At 59.3% G+C, this 18,914-nt stretch carries 14 protein-coding genes; 6 read left to right on the forward strand and 8 right to left on the reverse strand.

Annotated features, from left to right (window positions below; genetic code table 11):
- The first annotated feature begins 58 nt into the window (after positions 1-58).
- The gene (locus tag GTU67_RS04600) at positions 59-2,542 is read left to right on the forward strand and encodes a penicillin-binding protein 1A (protein WP_185778957.1); all 2,484 of its coding nucleotides are present in this window, start codon (positions 59-61) and stop codon (positions 2,540-2,542) included.
- Between the two features lie 91 nt (positions 2,543-2,633).
- Here the strand turns inward: GTU67_RS04600 and cyaY are convergent, their stop codons facing one another.
- Positions 2,634-2,966: an iron donor protein CyaY gene (gene cyaY / locus GTU67_RS04605; RefSeq protein ID WP_185778958.1), complete on the reverse strand. Its 333-nt coding sequence runs from the start codon at positions 2,964-2,966 to the stop codon at positions 2,634-2,636.
- Positions 2,967-3,001: 35 nt separating this feature from the next.
- On the opposite strand from cyaY, the gene lptM reads away from it, so the two are divergent.
- From lptM to GTU67_RS04620, 3 genes are all read left to right on the forward strand, one after another.
- A complete protein-coding gene (lptM, locus tag GTU67_RS04610) occupies positions 3,002-3,199 on the forward strand; it encodes an LPS translocon maturation chaperone LptM (protein WP_346726977.1) in 198 nt (65 codons plus the stop codon).
- 85 nt (positions 3,200-3,284) lie between these two features.
- Positions 3,285-4,550, forward strand: coding sequence for a diaminopimelate decarboxylase (gene lysA, locus GTU67_RS04615; RefSeq protein WP_185778959.1), 1,266 nt, complete (start codon positions 3,285-3,287; stop codon positions 4,548-4,550).
- Positions 4,551-4,592: 42 nt separating this feature from the next.
- Complete coding sequence (locus GTU67_RS04620; RefSeq protein WP_185778960.1) at positions 4,593-7,130, forward strand: bifunctional diguanylate cyclase/phosphodiesterase; 2,538 nt, start codon at positions 4,593-4,595, stop codon at positions 7,128-7,130.
- A gap of 122 nt (positions 7,131-7,252) precedes the next feature.
- Here GTU67_RS04620 and ccsB read toward each other — a convergent pair whose 3' ends face one another.
- From ccsB to GTU67_RS04635, 3 genes are all read right to left on the reverse strand, one after another.
- A complete protein-coding gene (ccsB, locus tag GTU67_RS04625; protein ID WP_185778961.1) occupies positions 7,253-8,605 on the reverse strand; it encodes a c-type cytochrome biogenesis protein CcsB in 1,353 nt (450 codons plus the stop codon).
- A gap of 10 nt (positions 8,606-8,615) precedes the next feature.
- The gene (locus GTU67_RS04630) at positions 8,616-10,601 is read right to left on the reverse strand and encodes a cytochrome c biogenesis protein ResB (protein ID WP_185779034.1); all 1,986 of its coding nucleotides are present in this window, start codon (positions 10,599-10,601) and stop codon (positions 8,616-8,618) included.
- Positions 10,602-10,752: 151 nt separating this feature from the next.
- Positions 10,753-11,451, reverse strand: coding sequence for a c-type cytochrome (locus GTU67_RS04635; RefSeq protein ID WP_185778962.1), 699 nt, complete (start codon positions 11,449-11,451; stop codon positions 10,753-10,755).
- A 97-nt stretch (positions 11,452-11,548) separates the two neighbouring features.
- On the opposite strand from GTU67_RS04635, the gene yihA reads away from it, so the two are divergent.
- Together yihA and hemB are read left to right on the forward strand one after the other, a co-directional pair.
- Entirely contained in the window at positions 11,549-12,172 is a 624-nt protein-coding gene (gene yihA / locus GTU67_RS04640; protein WP_185778963.1) for a ribosome biogenesis GTP-binding protein YihA/YsxC, read from the forward strand.
- Entirely contained in the window at positions 12,169-13,185 is a 1,017-nt protein-coding gene (hemB, locus tag GTU67_RS04645; protein ID WP_185778964.1) for a porphobilinogen synthase, read from the forward strand. Before yihA ends, hemB begins: the two co-directional genes overlap by 4 nt.
- A gap of 170 nt (positions 13,186-13,355) precedes the next feature.
- On the opposite strand, the gene GTU67_RS04650 is transcribed toward hemB, so the two are convergent.
- From GTU67_RS04650 to GTU67_RS04665, 4 genes are all read right to left on the reverse strand, one after another.
- Positions 13,356-16,061 (reverse strand): DNA topoisomerase III, encoded by a 2,706-nt coding sequence (locus GTU67_RS04650; protein WP_185778965.1) that lies wholly within the window; start codon positions 16,059-16,061, stop codon positions 13,356-13,358.
- A gap of 124 nt (positions 16,062-16,185) precedes the next feature.
- Positions 16,186-17,055 (reverse strand): tRNA glutamyl-Q(34) synthetase GluQRS, encoded by an 870-nt coding sequence (gene gluQRS / locus GTU67_RS04655; protein WP_185778966.1) that lies wholly within the window; start codon positions 17,053-17,055, stop codon positions 16,186-16,188.
- Positions 17,056-17,067: 12 nt separating this feature from the next.
- The gene (locus GTU67_RS04660; RefSeq protein WP_185778967.1) at positions 17,068-17,529 is read right to left on the reverse strand and encodes a Smg family protein; all 462 of its coding nucleotides are present in this window, start codon (positions 17,527-17,529) and stop codon (positions 17,068-17,070) included.
- Positions 17,530-17,675: 146 nt separating this feature from the next.
- Positions 17,676-18,857: an acetyl-CoA C-acyltransferase gene (locus tag GTU67_RS04665; RefSeq protein WP_185778968.1), complete on the reverse strand. Its 1,182-nt coding sequence runs from the start codon at positions 18,855-18,857 to the stop codon at positions 17,676-17,678.
- Positions 18,858-18,914: the final 57 nt, after the last annotated feature.

The raw sequence follows: 18,914 nt of genomic DNA on the forward strand, positions 1-18,914 counted from the left end.
CATAAACCTGAAGCACCCATCATAGTCTGATTCATCCCCGACTTAAAATCGCCCTTAAATGAGTTCATCTGCAAAATCTTCCAAAAACGCGGCCCCCGAATCAAATCATTGGGTCCGGCGTTTTCTGATAAAAACGGCCGTGTTTTTTGCCGGCCTGGGCTTGTGTGGCGCACTGTTGGGGTCGTTGGCGTTGGCACTGGCCTGGCCCAACCTGCCCGACTTGTCGGCCATGATCGATTACCGGCCGCGCGTGCCCCTGCGCATCTACACGGCCGACAAGGTCCTGATCGGCGAATTCGGCGAAGAGCGGCGCAACGTGCTGCGGTTCAACGAGATCCCCGATGTCATGAAGTCAGCCATTTTGGCGGCCGAAGACGACCGCTTTTACCAGCACAGCGGTATCGACTGGATGGGCGTCGGGCGCGCTGCACTGGCCAATTTGGTCAACATGGCCAAAACGCAAGGCGCCAGCACCATTACCATGCAGGTGGCGCGCAACTTCTATTTGTCTTCCGAAAAAACCTACACCCGCAAGTTCTACGAGCTGTTGCTGACGTTCAAAATCGAAGCCACGTTATCTAAAAACGAGATCCTCGATTTGTACATGAACCAGATTTACCTGGGGCATCGTTCGTACGGGTTTGCGGCGGCATCGCGCACGTATTTTGGCAAGCCGCTGCCCGACATCACGCTGGCCGAAGCCGCCATGCTGGCCGGTATCCCGAAGGCGCCATCGCGGTTTAACCCTATTGCCAATATGTCGCGTGCCAAATCACGCCAAATGTATGTGCTGGGCCGTATGCGCGACCTGGGCTACATCACCCCCGAAGAATATCAGCAGGCCGCTGACCAGCCCATTGTGCTCAAGTCGGCGCCGGGCACGCCGGCGGGTGGTTATGCCATTCATGCCGAATACGCGGCCGAGCTGGCGCGTCAGTTGTTGTTTACGGTTTACCAAGACAACATCTATTCGCGTGGGTTCAACATCTACACGACCATCGACTCAAAAGAGCAGCAGCAAGCCTACGAGGCCGTACGCAACGGCATTCTCGACTACACCCGCCGTGCGCCTTACCCCGGGCCCGAAGAAACCATCGACTTGCCCGACGGTATAGAAAACAATGCCGAGCAGTTCGACGCTGTGCTTGAAAAAATCCAGGATAAATACCGCGACAGTGATGATTTGCTGGTGGGTCTGGTGTTGTCTGCCGCGCCAGACAAGGTCGTCGTGGCGCGTAGCCCTGAACAAATCGTCGAAATCACCGATAAGTCGGCCCTCAAGGTGGTGGCACGGGGCCTCGTTAAAAATGCCAAGGCCGATGTCCGTATTTCTCGCGGGTCGGTGGTGTATATCCGTAAAAATGGCGACACCTGGGAACTGTTAAACCGCCCCTCGGTGCAGGCGGCTTTTGTGGCGTTGCGCCCGCAAGATGGCGCCATCAGGGCCATGGTGGGCGGGTTCGACTTCGAAGAGCAGTTCAACCGGGTGACACAGGCCTGGCGTCAGCCCGGGTCGGCCTTCAAGCCGTTTATCTATGCCAGCGCGCTCGAGCGCGGCATGACGCCCGCCACCCAGGTGTCCGACGAGCCCTTCCGTTTAACGGCCGAGCAAACCGGCTCGAAAGCCTGGGAGCCTAAAAATTACGGCAATACCTACGAGCCCATGCTGACCCTGCGCGAGGGTTTGTACAAATCCAAAAACATGGTGTCTATCCGCATCATGCAAGCGGTTGGCCCGCAGTACGTGCAAGACTACATCACCCGCTTTGGTTTCGAACGCGCGCGTAACCCCGCAGTATTGCCCCTGGCCCTGGGGGCCGGTGGCGTAACGCCGTTGCAGCTGGCCGGCGGCTATTCGGTGTTTGCCAACGGGGGCTATCGGGTGCCGCCCTACCTCATCGACCGCGTGACCGATGCCGATGGCAAGGTCATTATGCAGGCCAAGCCTGTGGTGGCCGGAGACGCGGCCGCACGCGTCATCGACCCCCGTACGGCCTACGTCATGAACGACATCATGCGCGGCATTGCCCGCCAGGGCACCGCAGCGCGTTTGGCGCGCGACCTGAAACGCCCCGATGTCGGCGGTAAAACCGGTACGACCAACGACTCTCACGACGCCTGGTTTGCTGGCTTCACGCCAAAAATTGTGGGCGTTGCCTGGATGGGCTTCGATCAGCCGCGTTCGTTGGGTTCACGCGAAACCGGTGGCGGCGCGTCGTTGCCGATCTGGCTCGACTACATGCGTGTCGCGCTTAAAGACCAGCCCGTGGCCGAGCCAGGCCCGTTGCCCGAGGGCTTGATGCGCGAAGGCGGTGATTTCTACTTTGCCGAATTCCCGCCGGGCAAGGCCGTGGCGCGCGTTGGCTTGCCATCGCCCGAAGAGCTCATGCTGAATGGCCAGATTCCACAAGGTGCTACGCCAAGCGGGGCCGCGCCGGTCGGGTCTGACGGTATTGGTGCCTTATTAGACCAGTTGGGCGGTGGCCGGCCATCGTATGGCCCCGCGCCCGAAGCCGCACAGCCCCAGCGGGTGCAGTTCTAGCCGCCCCGCGGGGCCGCACTGCGGCGTGCGGCCGTGGGCCTGCGCACTGAAGTGCACGGCTTGCCTGGGGTCGCCCTGGCGGTTTGGCCGGTTACACCACCACTTTAATAGGGTGCCCGCCACAGGCTTCGGTGCAAATTTGCGAAAGCGCTTCGGCCATGTTCGGGCCGCCGCGGGTATCGACCCAATGCGCGCCATCGAAACGGTAATGAAAGCCTCCGCTGCGCGCTGCTACCCACATTTCTTGCATGGGTGCCTGGCTGTTGATGACCACATGAATGCTGTTGTCAAAAATCAGCGTTAACACGTTGCCGCTGCGGTTGGCCTCGACGTCGATGTCGTAAAGCGACACCCAGTCGTCAGACTGGCTTTCGAGGTGGTCCAGGATGGCTTCACTGCGTGCAAGAAATTCTGTTTCGGTCATAATGGCTACCTGCAAAGCTTTTGGAGTATGAATTTATGCGCGCGACTTGTATATCGACAACCGCGGCATCGGTTACCCGCATTGTAGCCAGCATGGCCATGTTTTTGACGTTGGCTGCCTGTGGATACAAAGGGGCGCTTTATATGCCGCCCCCCGAGGCCCCCGACCCGGCGCTGACGCAACCGCCACCGGCCCCTCAAAACATGTCTGAAGGGCCTGCAACATCGCGTTAACCCTCGTATGTTAAAACCCCTACCGGCGTCTGATCATTGATATGATTAGACGCTGTTTTTTGTTAATTGTAATAAAAGCTTCACAATGACCGTATCCCCCCATTTTGCGTTTCATCAGGGTGTGCTTCACGCCGAGAACGTTCCCCTGACCACACTGGCAGAGCGCTTCGGCACCCCGCTGTACGTCTATTCAAAAAAGGCGCTGCACGATGCCTGGGGGGCGTATCAGCAAGCGGCTACTGGCCGCAACGTGCTGGTGTGTTATGGCATGAAAGCCAACTCCAACCTGGCTGTTTTAAACGAGTTTCGCAAGCTTGGGTCTGGCTTCGATATCGTGTCGGGCGGCGAACTGGCGCGCGTGCTGGCCATTGGCGGCGATGCCGGCAAAGTGGTGTTTTCGGGGGTCGGCAAGCAAGAATGGGAAATGCGCGCCGCGCTTAAGGCCGGCGTAAAGTGTTTTAACGTCGAGTCCGAGCCCGAACTCGAGCGCCTGGCCCAGGTGGCCCAAGACATGGGCAAGGTGGCGCCGGTCTCGTTGCGCGTCAATCCCGATGTCGACGCCCAGACCCACCCTTATATTTCTACCGGCCTGAAAGAAAACAAGTTCGGCATTGCCATCGAAGACGCTCCCGGCGTGTATCAGCGTGCCAAGCAGTACGGCAGCCTCGACATTGTCGGGGTCGATTGCCATATCGGCTCGCAAATCACCGAAGTCAGTCCTTATCTTGATGCGCTCGATAAATTGCTGGTGCTTATCAAGCATTTGGCAGGCCTGGGGGTTAATATCCGTCACCTCGACCTGGGCGGTGGCATTGGTATTCGTTACACCGACGAAACGCCGCTGACGCCCAAAATGTTGCTCGACAAAGTATTCGAGAAGCTCGATGCGCAAGGTTTCGGGCATTTGCAAATTGTGCTCGAACCGGGGCGTTCGCTGGTGGGCAATGCGGGTGTGTTACTCACACGCATCGAATATCTGAAACATACCGATGCTAAAAACTTCGCTATTGTCGATGCAGCCATGAACGATCTGATCCGCCCTACGCTTTACGATGCGTGGCACAGTGTTGAACAGGTCGTGACGCCGGTTGGCGGGCAAGTGCAAACCTACGATATTGTTGGCCCCATTTGCGAAAGCGGTGACTGGCTGGCCCGCAACCGTAGCCTGGCCCTGGCGCAGGGCGACGTGCTGGCAATTATGTCCGCAGGGGCCTATGCCTTTACCATGGCCAGTCAATACAATACCCGTCCGCGCGCGGCCGAGGTCATGGTCGATAACGATACCGTTACTGTGGTGCGCCCACGCGAGAAGCTCGAAAGCCTTTTTGAACATGAAGTCGTACTCGATTAACGCAGCAAGCTCGGGGAGCAGGATGGTTGTATTTTGAGCGGCATGAAACCAGCGCAAGACCAAACGCAGGCTAAGTCAACCGAGGTCGGCCTCGATCGCCTGCTGAGTGCGTTTGCCGCGTACACCGTCCCCTTTGTGGTGGTGCTGTTTGCGCTGGGTACGCTCATCTACTGGGGGCGGGTCAGTTATTTTGCCTCGGGCGCGTTTCAGGCCATCCCCATGCTCGAAGGCGTAGTGCTGGCGCTATCGTTGGCCTTATTGCTAGTGGCTGCAGCCAGCCGTAAATGGCTGTATGTGCTGTTTGCGGGTTGGCTGGTCGGCAATTTGCGGCTGACGGCATTGTCCATGGGCTGGGATACGCTCTGGCTGGGCCAGGCGGTACCCCTCACGCTGGTGCCGTTAATGCGCTCGGTCACCATTGCGCTGTATTACATCCTCACTTATGCGCTGTTCACGCAACTGTTCCGCGCCGAACTGGCCCAAATTGGCTATGCCCGGTTGCAGGCCGTGGGCCGTTTCTCGGGCGTGGTGTTGCTGGTAGCCGCATTGGCGTTGCCTTACGATCAGTTTTTGTCCGTTATGTGGGCCGTGGTGGGCGCCTCTATTGCCTTGGTCGTGTTTTTGCTGGTTCAGGTCATTCGTTTAACGCGCGCCATCGAGGCCGTTTGGTATAGCGTGACCCTGGCTGTAGTTATTGCCATTGGTTCTGGGGCCATGGGCCTGTTTGCCTCGGCCCTGCATATCCAGCTGTTCGACGACACTGTCATGCACATTGCGGCGGCGTTTGTGTCCAGTTTGCTGATTGCGCTGGTGATTGCCAATAGCGAACGCAAAGAGCGTCATCATCGCATCAAGGCGCAGGCCGAACTTAGCCGCGTGTACAACGTCGCCCCGGTGGGCTTGTTCACCCTTTCCATGAACGGCGCCCTGACGCGGGCCAACCCGGCGCTGCTGTCTATGTTGGGGGTGGCCAACCTTGAAGGCGAGCATGCCTTATGGGAAAACCACTTCGGCCGTCAGGCCTGGATCAAGCTGGTCGATCACCTGGAGCGCGATGGCGAGGTTGAGCTTGAAATGCAGAATCTGCGCCAGTCGCCCGACCAGAAGCGCAGTTCGTATCGGGTTAAGGCAGTGCTGGAGAACGACCAGATCGAAGGTTCGCTGCAAGATATCACCGGCCACGCCGATGCGATTTCACAACTGCGCATGCAGGCCAATCGCGACCCGCTCACCGATACGCTGAACCATCAGGGCATCGACGCCGAGTTGCGTGCAAGCCTTGAACGCATGGCAGAGTGCGAGACCTACAAATTGGGTTACCTCGAGCTCAACTCTTTAAAAACCGTCAACAACCTTTACGGTAAAGCTGTGGGCGACGATGTACTGCGGCAAATCTGCGAGCGCGTCAAAGAAATATTAGGTCTGAATGGTCAGATGGGCCGGCTGACCGGCTCCGAATTTTTGTTGTTCTTTACCAATGTCACGCTCGAAAAGGCCCGTGAGCTGGCCCAGAAAATCATCGACGATTTGCTGGTGCGCCCACTGATGATTGGCGGTGCACCTTTCAAGTTCAAGTGTTCTATGGGTCTGGTCGAGCTTGAGCACGCCCATCTTGAGCCCGAAGATGCGATTGTGGTGGCCAAGCGCGCCGCTCGCATGGCGCGCACGTCGCAAACGGGCCAGGTGATGGTACAGCGCCACGATGCCCGCCAGTTGGCCGAGCAAGGCCAGGAGCTGCGGTTGCTGCGCGAATTCAACAGCGGGTTCTCGCCCGACGGCCTGTCACTGGTGATGCAGCCTATCATGTCGTTAAGCGACCCTTTTAGCTCGCTGAATTTCGAAGTTTTGTTGCGCAAGCACGATCGCAATGGCAGGTTGGTGCCCACCGGCAAAATTATTGCGGCGGCCGAAGAAAGCGGTGTCATGAGCCAGATTGACCGCTGGGTGGTCAACACAACATTAAGCTGGCTCGACGAAAACGCGGGCAAGCTCGACAACACGGCGTTTGTTTGCGTCAATTTAAGCGGCATGTCGTTAAATGACGAGCCCTTTGTTGAAGAGTTTTTTGCCACGTTCGAGCGTTACGCTCATGTGGCCCGCAAGCTGCTGGTAGAAATTACCGAAACGGTGGCGTTGCACGATTTGGCCAGTACGCGCAGTTTTATTACGCGTTTGCAAAGCCTGGGGGCGCGTGTGGCGCTAGACGACTTTGGCGCCGGCTACACGTCGTTTGCATACCTTAAGCAATTGCCGGCCAATGCATTGAAGATCGATGGTGCGTTTATTCGCAGCATGAATGACCACCCCACCGATGTAGCCATTGTGCGCGCCATTGTGACGCTGGCGCAAAGCCTGAACATGTTCACCATTGCCGAATGGGCGGAAGATATCCCTACCCTGCGTACCCTGAAAGACCTGGGTGTCGATTACGTGCAGGGTTATGTCATTTCGCAGCCGCAGTCGCCCGACTTGATTCCTCATGCTTCCAGCAGTGCCGGCTTTATCGATGATCACAAAACGCGGCAGTTTGTGGGCTACTATGTGCAGCCCAACCCAGACGATTCCAGTCGAACCCTGTAAGACGGGGGCTACACTGCACGAATGCTCGAAAGGTAAAGGAAACAGGATGGCCGGGAATACCCCGGCTTTTTGTTTATGCGCGTGAAGTACGCCGGCGTATGCAGACGCCGGCTTTCGATGCCTTAGAGCTCGCCGTACGAGTGCAGCCCCGACAGGAACATGTTGACGCCCAGGAAGGCAAAGCTGGTGATGACCAGGCCAACCAGCGCCCAGTAGGCGGCCATAGCGCCGCGCAGGCCCTTCATGAGCCGCATATGTAGCCAGGCGGCATAGTTAAGCCACACAATAAGCGCCCAGGTTTCTTTAGGGTCCCATTGCCAGTAGGTGCCCCATGCGTCGGCTGCCCACAGCGCCCCCAAAATGGTGGCGACGGTAAAGAACGCAAAGCCAATGGCAATGGCCCGGTACATGATGTCGTCGAGGATCTCGAGCGAGGGCAGGCTTTTGGCGATGGGCCCGCGAAACGCCAGGATAGTGCCGACGATGACCGCGCCCAAACCGAAGTAAAGCATCCAGGTGGGCGACAGTTCGCGCGAACCGAACATGAGCGGCTCGGCGCACAGAATGGCGCCCAGCAAAAACAGCGGAATGAGCTTTTTACGCGACTTGGTTTCGCCGTGCTCTTTGACCAGATACGCAAAGCCCACCATGGCAGCCAGCGAGAAGGTGCCGTACCCGATGAAGTTGGCCGGCACGTGGATTTTCATCCACCAGCTTTTAAGTGCTGGCACCAGAGGCTGGATTTCGAAGGCGTCCCGCGTGAAGGTGTACCACAGCAGGAAAATAACCGATGATGTGACCACCAGCAGCACAAAGCCGCCCAGCGCGCGCGTGGCGTAGCGACGTTCGTAGTACAGGTAGAACAGCGCCGTGATAATGGCAAACAGCACGAAGACTTCGTAGAGATTGCTGACCGGAATATGGCCGATGTCGGGGCCCAGCAAATGGCCCTCGCGCCAACGTACCAGCATGCCGGTGGTGCCGGCATATACGGCGCCCCAGGTTAAGGCCGTACCCATCCAGGCCGAGGTTTTGCTGAAAAACCCCGCCCAGTAGCACACCGTGGCCAGCACGAACAGCGCGCACATCCAGAGGATGGCAGACTGTGACGAGAACAGATACTTCAGGAAGAATACCGATTCGGCCCGCGTGATGTCGCCCTGGTCGATGGGGCCGCCAGCCGCGTAAAGCCAGATGGCGAACAGCGCGCTGACCCCGGCGGCAATGAACAAGGTGCGCAGCGGGCGCCATAGCCACGCCATCCAGGCAACGCCGGGCACCGTGCCGACCAGAATGAACTTCTCGTAGATGTCCATGTTGTCGGGGAAGCGAACCAGTGCCCAGGCCGCGCCTGCGGCCAGCACGAGGAAAAACGCGATATCGGACCAGTCGGGTTTGCCGCGCAGCCCGCGGTCGTCGCCGCTGGCACTCATAGCGTCATCCCATGCAGGAGAAGAAACAGAAGTATCGGACATGGTGAGCCTCTTACGTCGACAGCTTTTTGACGGCTGTCTGGAATCGGTCGAATTCGTGGTTGAAGTCGAGGTTACGGCGCTGGGATGTCATGGCGGCCAGCCAATGGCTGCCCGTGCCCTGGGGTTGTATCCAGACCCAGATACGGCGGTCGCGTACGTAGAACATTGAAAACACGCCAATAACCAGGAACAAACACCCCAAATATACGGTGTTTTTGCCTGGGCTGCGCGCCACCTGGAACACGCTGGCTTCGATGTGGTTGAAGTTGGTGGGGGTAAGCAGCACGGGCGCGGGGTAGTCGGTCAGGTTGGCCAGCGCCAGCAATGCCTGCTGCAACCACTGGGTTTCGCGCGGGCCGTCGGCGCCTTCGTAGTTAATGGGCGCAAGCCCCCGGCGAGCGCGGTCGATGTCGCGCAACCGCGTGAGCGAGAGCTGGATCATGGGGACGGCAAAGCTCAGGAAGCGCTCGCGTTCGGCGTCGGGCACGCGCGCCAGAATGGCGTTGAAGCCGCCGGCGGCAAAGGCTTCGAGGGCACCGGCCGCAGCGCTTTCCAGCAATGCGCGCTGTTCGGGGCTGGACGAGTTTTCGGCTGCAAACGCAACGGCTGCTTCGTTGCGCAGTGCCGGGTCGTTCAGGGCGGCCCGCAAATCCATAAAGGCGTTCAGCGAGCTGTTGCTGTCGGCCGGAATGCGAATGTACTGGTAGTTGTCGGACGCATTGCGACGCACACCTGCCAGAAATACCGGCCCGCCGTCGAGCACCATGGGCATCATGTAGTTGTTGTATTCGTAAGATTGGCCATCGGCGCCAATAAGACGGTACTGGACGCTGGGCCCCACGTTGCGCAGGTTTTCTTGGCGTGTGCTGGTGGCACTGCCCGTGACCGAGGCGACGTGCTCGAGCACAGCACGTGGCTGCGGGTCGGCATTGACCTGAAGGTTTTCGACGTTGATGACGCGCAAGCCGGAGACCTCGAGGCGCAGCGGTGTAGGCTGCGTGCTGGCGTTAAGGGTAATGTCGGCCCGGTCGCCGACGGTGGATGACACGTCGAAGGTGTCGCGTGCGGTGCCGGTAAGCGGGTAGGCTTTGAAGTCGACCGAGCTGCCGCCGTCGTCGAAGCTGGACTGATACACCGTGACGCCCTTGTAGCGCAACGGTTCATTGACTTCGATGACGCGCTCGAAACGCGCGTTGGTTTCGGGGTCGTGGACTTCGACGTAGCTTTTGAAGCTGCTGGGCATGCCTGTTGAGTAGTACTCGACGTCGAACTTGGCCAGCTTGATGGAGAACGGCAGCGGCTGCACCAGCACGCCCTCGCCTGTTGACACAATGCCGTGGCTGCTTTGGCCGCCTTCGGGGACCAGCATGTTGGCCCGATAACTGGGGTTGGCCGCCGACAGGCGCCCCGATTCGGGGACATCGGCAATAAGCATGTTTTCGGTGATGGGCGCTTTGCCGCCCAGCCACACCTGCAGGCGAACCGGAAGCTCGCTGTCGAGAATGCCGCCGACACAAATGACGACAATAGAAGCGTGGGCAAAGATATAGCCCAGTTTATTGGAGCTCCCCTTCTTGGCGGCGATCAGGCGGCTGTCGCCGTCGATGCGTACTTTGACCTTGTAGCCTTGTTTTTCGAGCAGTTGCTGCAGACGCCCTGCACCCGCCTCGACCGTCTGGCTGCTGCTGGCTTCGACTTTGTGATGAAAGGCCCGCAGGCTGCTGCCACGGACATGCTCGCGAAACGAGCGCATGTCTTTGACCATTTTTGGGGTGTTGCGTAGCAGGCACAGCGAGGTCGAAACGACCAGAAACGCCATGATCAGCAAAAACCACCAGCTGTTGTACACATGCCAGATGGCGAAAGTATCGAAGAGTGCGTACCAAAACGGACCGAACTGATCGATGTAGGTGGCCGAAACCTGGTTTTGTGGCAACACCGTGCCAATAATACTGGCCACACAGATGAACACCAGCAGGCTGACGGCAAAGCGCATCGAGCCCAGGAGTTCGAGGAAATCTGCGCCCCATTGACGCGAGGAGGAAGCTTGATTCACGGGATGCAATTCATAAAAAAAGGGGGCGCCGGTAAAAGCCCCCCCTATGTGACCGGCTAATGCAGAATTAGTTCTGCATAAAGCGGTTCAGTTAGCGCAGACCAGCCGCATAGTCGGCAACGGCCGAAATATCGGAGTCGGACATGCGGTCGGCGATGTCGTGCATCATGGGGCTGTTGGCGCGGTCGTTGCTGCGGAAAAGCTTGAGTTGCTCTTCGAGGTAGCTGGGAAACTGGCCTGCCAGACGCGGGAACTGGCTGGGAATGCCCATGCCGTCAGCCGAGTGACATGCCGCACAGGCAGGTACGCCGCGCTCGGCCAGGCCGCCGCGCCAAATGTGTTGACCACGCTCCATGGAGCCTTCTTTGGTGGCTGTGGCTGCCTTTTCGAAGTCGAGCTTTTGCAGCGACAGGTAGTAGGCAACGTTTTTGATGTCGTCTTCGGACAGCGGCGTAGCGATGGCTGTCATGACCGAATTGGCGCCACCGGCGGCACGACGGGCGGGTTGAGCGCCGTCTTTGCCTTGGAAGTCGCGCAGTTGCTTGGCGATGTATTCGTGGGCCATGCCGGCCAGGTTGGGGTTGACGGGCAGTGTGCTGTTGCCGGCTGCGCCGTGGCACGAGGCACAGGCAAGAATGCCGCGCGAAGCGTCGCCGTTGGCGTAAAGCTGTTCGCCCTTGGCGGCGTCGGGTTTTGAGACGATAACGTCAGCAGCGTGGCTGACGCCAAGAAGGGAAGAGCCCAGCAATAAACCACTGGCCACAAGCATTTTGGAAAGCGTACGCTTCATGAAGACCTCGATGGATCGCGATTTAAAAATAGCCGCAACAGTTTCAAACCTGCAATTATACAATAGCGTTTAAATTAAACCTGATCAGGTACCGCCATTGTCTATTCTTCATCGTGCCGCGTTCACTACGTCGGCTGCACGCCTCGACCAACTCCCCGAGCCGGGTGCCCCCGAAGTCTGTTTCGTCGGGCGCTCAAATTGCGGCAAGTCGTCGGCCATTAATGTGCTTACCAACCAGCGTCGTCTGGCCTTCTCCAGTAAAACGCCGGGGCGCACGCGCCTTATCAACATGTTCGGCATCCCCGACCCCATCACGCAGGGCGAGGCCCTGGGTTACCTGGTCGATTTGCCGGGCTACGGCTATGCCGCCATTGGCCGCGAGGCACGCGAAGAGTGGGCCGATGTGCTGGGCGGTTACCTGCACGAGCGCCAGTCGCTAGCGGGCGTTGTCTTGTTGCTCGACATCCGGCGCGGCCTGACCGACCTCGACCGACGGCTGGCGCGCTGGATCGCCCCAACCGGGCGCCCGGTGCTGGTCTTGCTGACCAAGGCCGACAAATTCCCGTACGGGCAGCGTATCAAGGCTGTACACGCCATTAAAAAAGAGCTGGCCGATATCGGTACACTCAAGGCGATACCGTTCTCTGCCACCCACCGTATTGGGCTCGAAGAAGCGGCCGCTCACATCGAAAACTGGATTTCTCCGCAGGTGGTGCCATGACCTCATTTCTTGTTAATGCCGATTTTCCCGCGCATCGTCCGCGCCGCAATCGCCGCGACGATTTTTCGCGCCGTCTGGTCCGCGAAAATGTCCTGACAACCAACGACCTTATTTACCCGGTCTTCGTCATGGAGGGCCAGGGCGTGCGTCAGCCGGTGCCGTCCATGCCCGGGGTGGTGCGCTATTCGCCCGACACCCTGTTCGAGGCCGCGCAGGCCTGTGTCGACCTTGGTGTACCTGTTCTGGCTATTTTTCCGGTTATCGACAGCGCTTTAAAAACCCCCGACGGTATCGAGGCCACCAACCCTGACGGCCTGGTGCCGCGTGTGGTGGCCGAGCTTAAAAAGCGGTTTCCGGAATTGGGTGTGCTGACCGACGTGGCGCTTGACCCCTATACCAGCCACGGGCAAGACGGCGTTATTGACGATGCCGGTTATGTGCTTAACGAGCCGACGGTTGAAATTTTGACACGGCAGGCACTGGTGCAGGCCCAGGCGGGCGTCGATATTGTGGCGCCTAGCGACATGATGGATGGCCGCATTGGCGCAATTCGTCGGGCGCTCGAAGATCATCAGTTCATTTACACCCGGATCATGGCCTATTCGGCCAAGTACGCCAGTGCATTTTATGGCCCCTTCCGCGATGCAGTCGGGTCGGCGGCAAATCTGGGCAAATCAAACAAAGCCACCTACCAAATGGACCCGGCCAATCGCGATGAAGCCCTGCGCGAGGTTGCCGCCGATATCCGCGAAGGCGCCGATATGGTCATGGTCAAACCCGGCATGCCCTATTTAGATGTACTGCGCGACGTTAAGCAGGCATTTGGCATGCCCACCTACGCCTATCAGGTCAGCGGCGAATACGCCATGATCAAGGCCGCAGCGGCTAATGGCTGGCTTGATCACGACAAGGTCATGATGGAGTCACTGCTGGCTTTCAAGCGCGCCGGTGGCGACGGCATTTTGACGTACTTCGCGCTGGACGCCGCACGTTTGCTGCGCGAGCAGTCATAAACGGCGCAGTTTAGGGTCGCAGCAGCCCGGCCTTGTGTGCGGTCAGCTTTGCATGCGGGCCGTTTGCGTGGCACTAAAAAGAACCCCTGAAATTGGCCTGGTCAAGGCCGGTTTCAGGGGTTCAGTGGTTATGGATTGCACACCGTTTATTGGCCGCCGGGGCGCCCTAATCAAAACGGTGGGTCGTCGTCATCTGCTGTTGCGGCGACCGCCTTTGTGGCTTTTTTGGCGGCGGTTTTTTTAGCGGCCGTTTTGGTTGTTTTGGCGGCGGCCTTCTTGGCTGTCGCTTTCTTGGCGGCGGTCTTTTTGGCCGCAGTTTTCTTTACAGCTGCAGTTGCCGTGCCGGCGTCGTCGGCCCCGGCAGCGACAGCGGCAGTCTTGCTAGCCGTTTTCTTGGCTGCGGTTTTCTTGGCACCGGCCTTTTCGGGCCGGGCTTCGAATTCGAAGCCGATTTTGCCGTTGGCCTGTTTGACCAGAAACGCCTTGAATTTGCGATTGGTACGGCTGGAGACAAAGCCATCCAGCAAGTCGGTTTTGCCGTCGGCCAGCAACTTCTGCATTTGGGCGGCGGCAATTTCTTGCTGCAAAATAACCTTGCCCGAGCGGAAGTCGCACGACTTTTCGGGGCCAATGGATTTTTCGCAGACATAGTTCATGCCGTGTTCGAATACCCGACCGCCGCATTTGGGGCAGGCCCCCAGCGGCGTGTGGCCCGAAAAGTCTACAGCCTCTTCGTTGTCGGCATCGTTCTGGCCAAAATCGAACTCGAGCTTGTAGTCGTCGGTAATGCGCAAAAGCGCAGCAAAAGGTCGCCCCATTTTGCTGATGAAGCCCGACAGCGGGCCGAGCGTGCGCTCTTTAAGCAGCGCTTCGACTTCAGGCACCTCGAAGGTGCGGCCACCCGGGTGCTTGCCGATAGAAAAGTCGCAGACGGTGCAGGCGTACCGACGATAGTTTTCTTTAACCACCCCACCGCATTTCGGGCAAGGTGTGCTTAGCGTTGCGTAGTCGCCGGGGACGGTATCGCGTTCGTACTCTTTGGCGCGCTTGACGATGATTTGTGTGATTTGCGCAATTTCGCGCATAAATTCGTCGCGGTCGAGCTGGCGTTGCTCGATTTGTTTCAGGCGTTGTTCCCATTCGCCGGTCAGTTCGGGCGATGTCAGTTCGCTAACGCCAAGGCCCGACAGCAGCGTCATGAGCTGGCGTGCCTTGGCGCTGGGCACCATTTCGCGCCCTTCGCGGCGCAAATAACCCTCATTCAGCAAGCCTTCGATAATGGCCGCGCGGGTTGCCGGTGTGCCCAAACCGCGCTCAGACATTGCTTCGCGCAGGGCTTCGTCATCAATAAGCTTGCCGGCGCCTTCCATGGCCGACAGCAGCGTGGCCTCGGTGAAACGGGCGGGCGGCTTGGTGACCAGGTCGCGGGCTTCGATCTCGTCGGTTTTGACGGTTTCGTTTTGTGCGACAGCCACCAGGGTGGTGTCGTCGCCTTGCGCGTCGCGGCCGTAAATAGCCAGCCAGCCGGGCGACACCAGTACCTTGCCCTCGGTTTTGAAGTGGTGGCCCGACACTTCGGTAATACGGGTAGTGACGCGGAACTCGGCCGCCGGGAAAAACACCGCCATGAAGCGACGCGTGACCAGTTCGTAAATTTTGCTTTCGGCCTCGCTCAGGTCTTTGGGGACCTGCATCGTTGGAATAATGGCAAAGTGGTCTGACACCTTCTTGTTGTCGAAGATGCGTTTGTTGGGTTTGATCCAGCCCGACTTGTGCAACTGCTTGGCAAACGGTTGCATACCCGCCGCCACATTGGACTGGGCGTCGGCCAGCGCGGCCACGGTGTCTTTGACCGTGGGCAGGTAGTCTTCGGGCAGGTAGCGCGAATCGGTACGAGGGTAGGTCAGCGCCTTATGGCGTTCGTACAGGGTTTGCGCCAGTGCCAGCGTGGCCTTGGCCGAAAACCCGAAGCGCGAGTTGGCCTCGCGCTGCAACGATGTCAGGTCGAACAGCGCGGGTGACATCTGTGTGGTGGGCTTGGACTCTTCGGTGACTTTGCCTGGCTGGTTGCGGCAGGCGGCCACAATGGTTTGCGCTGCCGTTTTCGACCACAGGCGCGAGTCGCGTTGTTCGGGGTCTTGTTCGTTTTTAACGAATTTGGGGTCGAACCAGCGGCCGGTATAAAACCCTGCTGCGGCCACAAACGTGGCGTGTACTTCCCAATAGTCGCGCGACTGGAACTTGCGAATGCGTTCTTCGCGTTCCATAACAATAGCCAGGGTGGGCGTTTGCACCCGACCCACGGGCGTTTTAAAGAAGCCGCCGTCTTTGCTATTGAAGGCTGTCATGGCCCGCGTGCCATTAATACCCACCAGCCAGTCGGCCTCGGCGCGCGACCGTGCGGCGGCCTCAAGGGGCTTGAGATCGTCGTCGTCGCGCAGTTTGTCGAAGGCCTCGCGAATGGCCGATTGCGTCATGGATTGCAGCCAAAGCCGCTTGATGGGCTTGTTGACGCCTGCGTACTGCACGATATAACGGAAAATCAGCTCACCTTCACGCCCCGCGTCGCAGGCGTTAATAATGGCGCCGACATCCTTGCGCTTGAGCAGCTTGACCAGCAGTTTCAGACGCTCGCTGGAACGTTTGTCGGCCGGGCCCAGCTCGAATTGCGGTGGGATGACCGGCAGATGGGCGAAGCTCCATTTGCCGCGCACAGGATCGTTGGGGGCGACCAGGCTCAGCAGGTGGCCGATGCTGGAGGCCAGCACATATTGATCATTTTCGAAATAATCCCCCTCGCGCGAAAACCCGCCAAGGGCGCGCGAAATATCAAGGGCAACCGAGGGCTTCTCGGCAATAATCAGCGTTTTAGTCATTGTGTTCCAGTAACTGCGGGTTGGCAGCAATAGCGCGGATCATACGAGGGGTGGCGGGCCCCGTGCAAGTGAAGATGCCGCGAACGGGCCAATTTTGCCACGCCGTGGCAGGCCGCGAATGGGCTCAATATATCAAATGTTGAAATCTGGCACGCCAGTGTTGGGTGGCTTTAGCCCAGAAATCGGCCGTGCTGGTGGTGTTGGCCAGGCTGTCAAAGCCCAGCCGGACCCAAGCCCGGTTTAGTGTGCGCAACGGGTTGTCGCAATCGAAGGGCTCGGCATGGTTTTGCTTCGATAGCTTTAACCCGTGAGCGTCGAGCACCAGTGGGACATGCATGACGCGAGGGGGGGTGACCCCCAGTGCACGGGCCAGCAGTATTTGACGGGCCGTAGAGCCAAGCAGGTCTGCCCCGCGCACAATGTCGGTCACGCCTTGGAAAGCATCGTCGACCACGACGACAAACTGGTAAGCCCACAAGCCGTCGGCGCGCCGGATAATGACGTCGCCAACGTCGTGTGCCACATTTTGCTGTTGCGGCCCCAGCCAGCGGTCGTTGAAGGGCACTACGCCGGGCTCGACCCGAAAGCGCCATGCCCGAACCTGGCCGCCCAAAGGAATGCCGTTTCGGCACGTACCCCGGTAAGGGCTTTTACCCACTTGCTGACGGGTGCAGCCGCAGCCGAATACCCGGCCTTGCGCCCTGAGGGTCTCGAAAGCTGCTTGATAGGCAGGCAGCCGCTGTGATTGCCATAAGGGTTCGCCATCCCAGTGCATGCCCAGGGCCTGCAACTGACCCATGATGACTTGGTCGGCACCGGGTACAACGCGTGGCGTGTCGATGTCTTCGATGCGCAGCAGCCATTGCCCGCCATGGGCCTTGGCATCGAGGTAACTGGCCATGGCGGCCACCAGCGAGCCGTCGTGCAAGGGCCCGCTGGGGCTGGGCGCAAACCGGCCAACATAGCCGGTTGGCATTTGGGGTACTGCAGCCATGCAGGTAGCCGCTTAGTGCGACAGGCGGGTGTGCTCGTCGGTGAGCAGTTCTTCGAGCACCAGGTGATCGACCTCGGCTTCCTGGCTCCAGAGCACCATAAGGGTGAGGATTTTCAGTTTTTCGAGGGGAATGGGGGACTCGGCCGCAGCTTCGGCGCGCTCGATGAGGATTTCGCGCAGGGCGGCCGGCAATACCCCCGAGCCTTCGAGGAAGCTGATAAAGCCGATGGCCTCGGTGCCCAGACTTTGGTATTCGTGGTCGGTGTAAACGCGGGTGCTGTTGGTTTGCGGCACTTGGGACAGCTGAACGCAATGTTCGGTGGTTTGTGCCAGCCCGTAAAGCCAGCCCAGGGCTTCGTCGATGTCTTCGTGCTCGAACCCGACAGCAGCCAGCTTGTGCGCCAGAACGTCGGCATCGGGGCAGGCTTGGGGGGTGTAGTAGTTTTCGAAAAGGTAGACGAGGATATCGTACATAGGGTGCGGCTTGGAGGAGAAATCGGTAATGCCAGAATTCACTGTACGCGGTTTTTACGGCCGCTGCAAGCCGGGAAAAAGACGTGTAGGCAATACGCTGCGGGCGCGCTAGAGGCGGCACCCGCAGCGTGGATGTGGCTAGGCGATCAGACCATTTCGATGGCCATGGCTACCGCTTCGCCACCGCCAATGCACAAGGTGGCAATGCCGCGTTTGCCGCCAGTTTTGCGCAGTGCGCCGACCAGCGTGGTGACCAAACGGGCGCCCGAGGCGCCAATGGGGTGACCCAGGGCGGTTGCGCCGCCATGAATATTGACCTTGGCGTGGTCCAGGTTCAGTTCGCGCATGGCGGCCATGGTAACGACGGCGAAGGCCTCGTTGATTTCGTAGAGATCAACGTCGTTCGCGCTCCAGCCGGTTTTGGCCAAGAGGTTTTTCAGTGCGCCCACAGGGGCGGTGGTGAACCATTCGGGGGCTTGTGAGTGCTGGGCATGCGCGACCACGCGGGCCAAGGGGGTGGCCCCCAGCTTTTTGGCGGTCGATTCGCGCATCATGACGATGGCGGCGGCGCCGTCGGAAATAGATGACGCATTGGCGGCGGTGACCGTACCGTCTTTTTTGAACGCTGGTTTAAGCGCGGGAATTTTTTCGGGCATGGCCTTGGCGGGGCCTTCGTCTGTGTCGATGACGGTGTCGCCTTTGCGACCGGCGACGGTCACTGGCGCGATTTCCCACTTGAAGCTGCCGTCTTCGGTGGCAGCGCGGGCACGGCGCAGCGATTCGAGTGCATATGCGTCTTGTTCTTCGCGAGTGAAGGTGTATTTGTCGGCGCAGGCCTCGGCAAATACGCCCATGGCCGTACCGCGCTGGTAGGCGTCTTCAAGGCCGTCAAGGGCCATGTGGTCGTACACGGTAGAGTGGCCGTAACGGTAGCCCTGGCGACCGCGTAGCAGCAGGTAGGGGGCGTTGCTCATGCTTTCTTGGCCACCTGCAACCACGACGTCGGCGCTGCCGGCAACCAGCAGGTCGTGGCCAAACATGGCGGCTTTAAGCCCCGAGCCGCAAACTTTGTGAATGGTGGTGCAGCCAACCCCCTGGGGCAAGCCGGCGCCCAGCGCGGCTTGACGGGCGGGCGCCTGGCCCTGGCCGGCCTGCAGCACGTTACCCATGATGACTTCGTTGACGGCGTCGCCGGAAACGCCGGCGCGCTCGAGGGCGGCTTTAATGGCAATGGCGCCCAGTTCGTGAGCAGCCAACCCGGACAGGCTGCCCATCATGCCGCCCATGGGCGTGCGGGCTACCGAGACGAGGACGATGGGGTCAGACATGGTTGTGCTCCTTGGTAATGAAGTAAGAGGTGTAGACGGAATACGACGGAATACTTT

Origin of the sequence: Pusillimonas minor, from assembly GCF_014237865.1 — a bacterium.
GTDB classification, from domain to species: domain Bacteria; phylum Pseudomonadota; class Gammaproteobacteria; order Burkholderiales; family Burkholderiaceae_B; genus Neopusillimonas; species Neopusillimonas minor.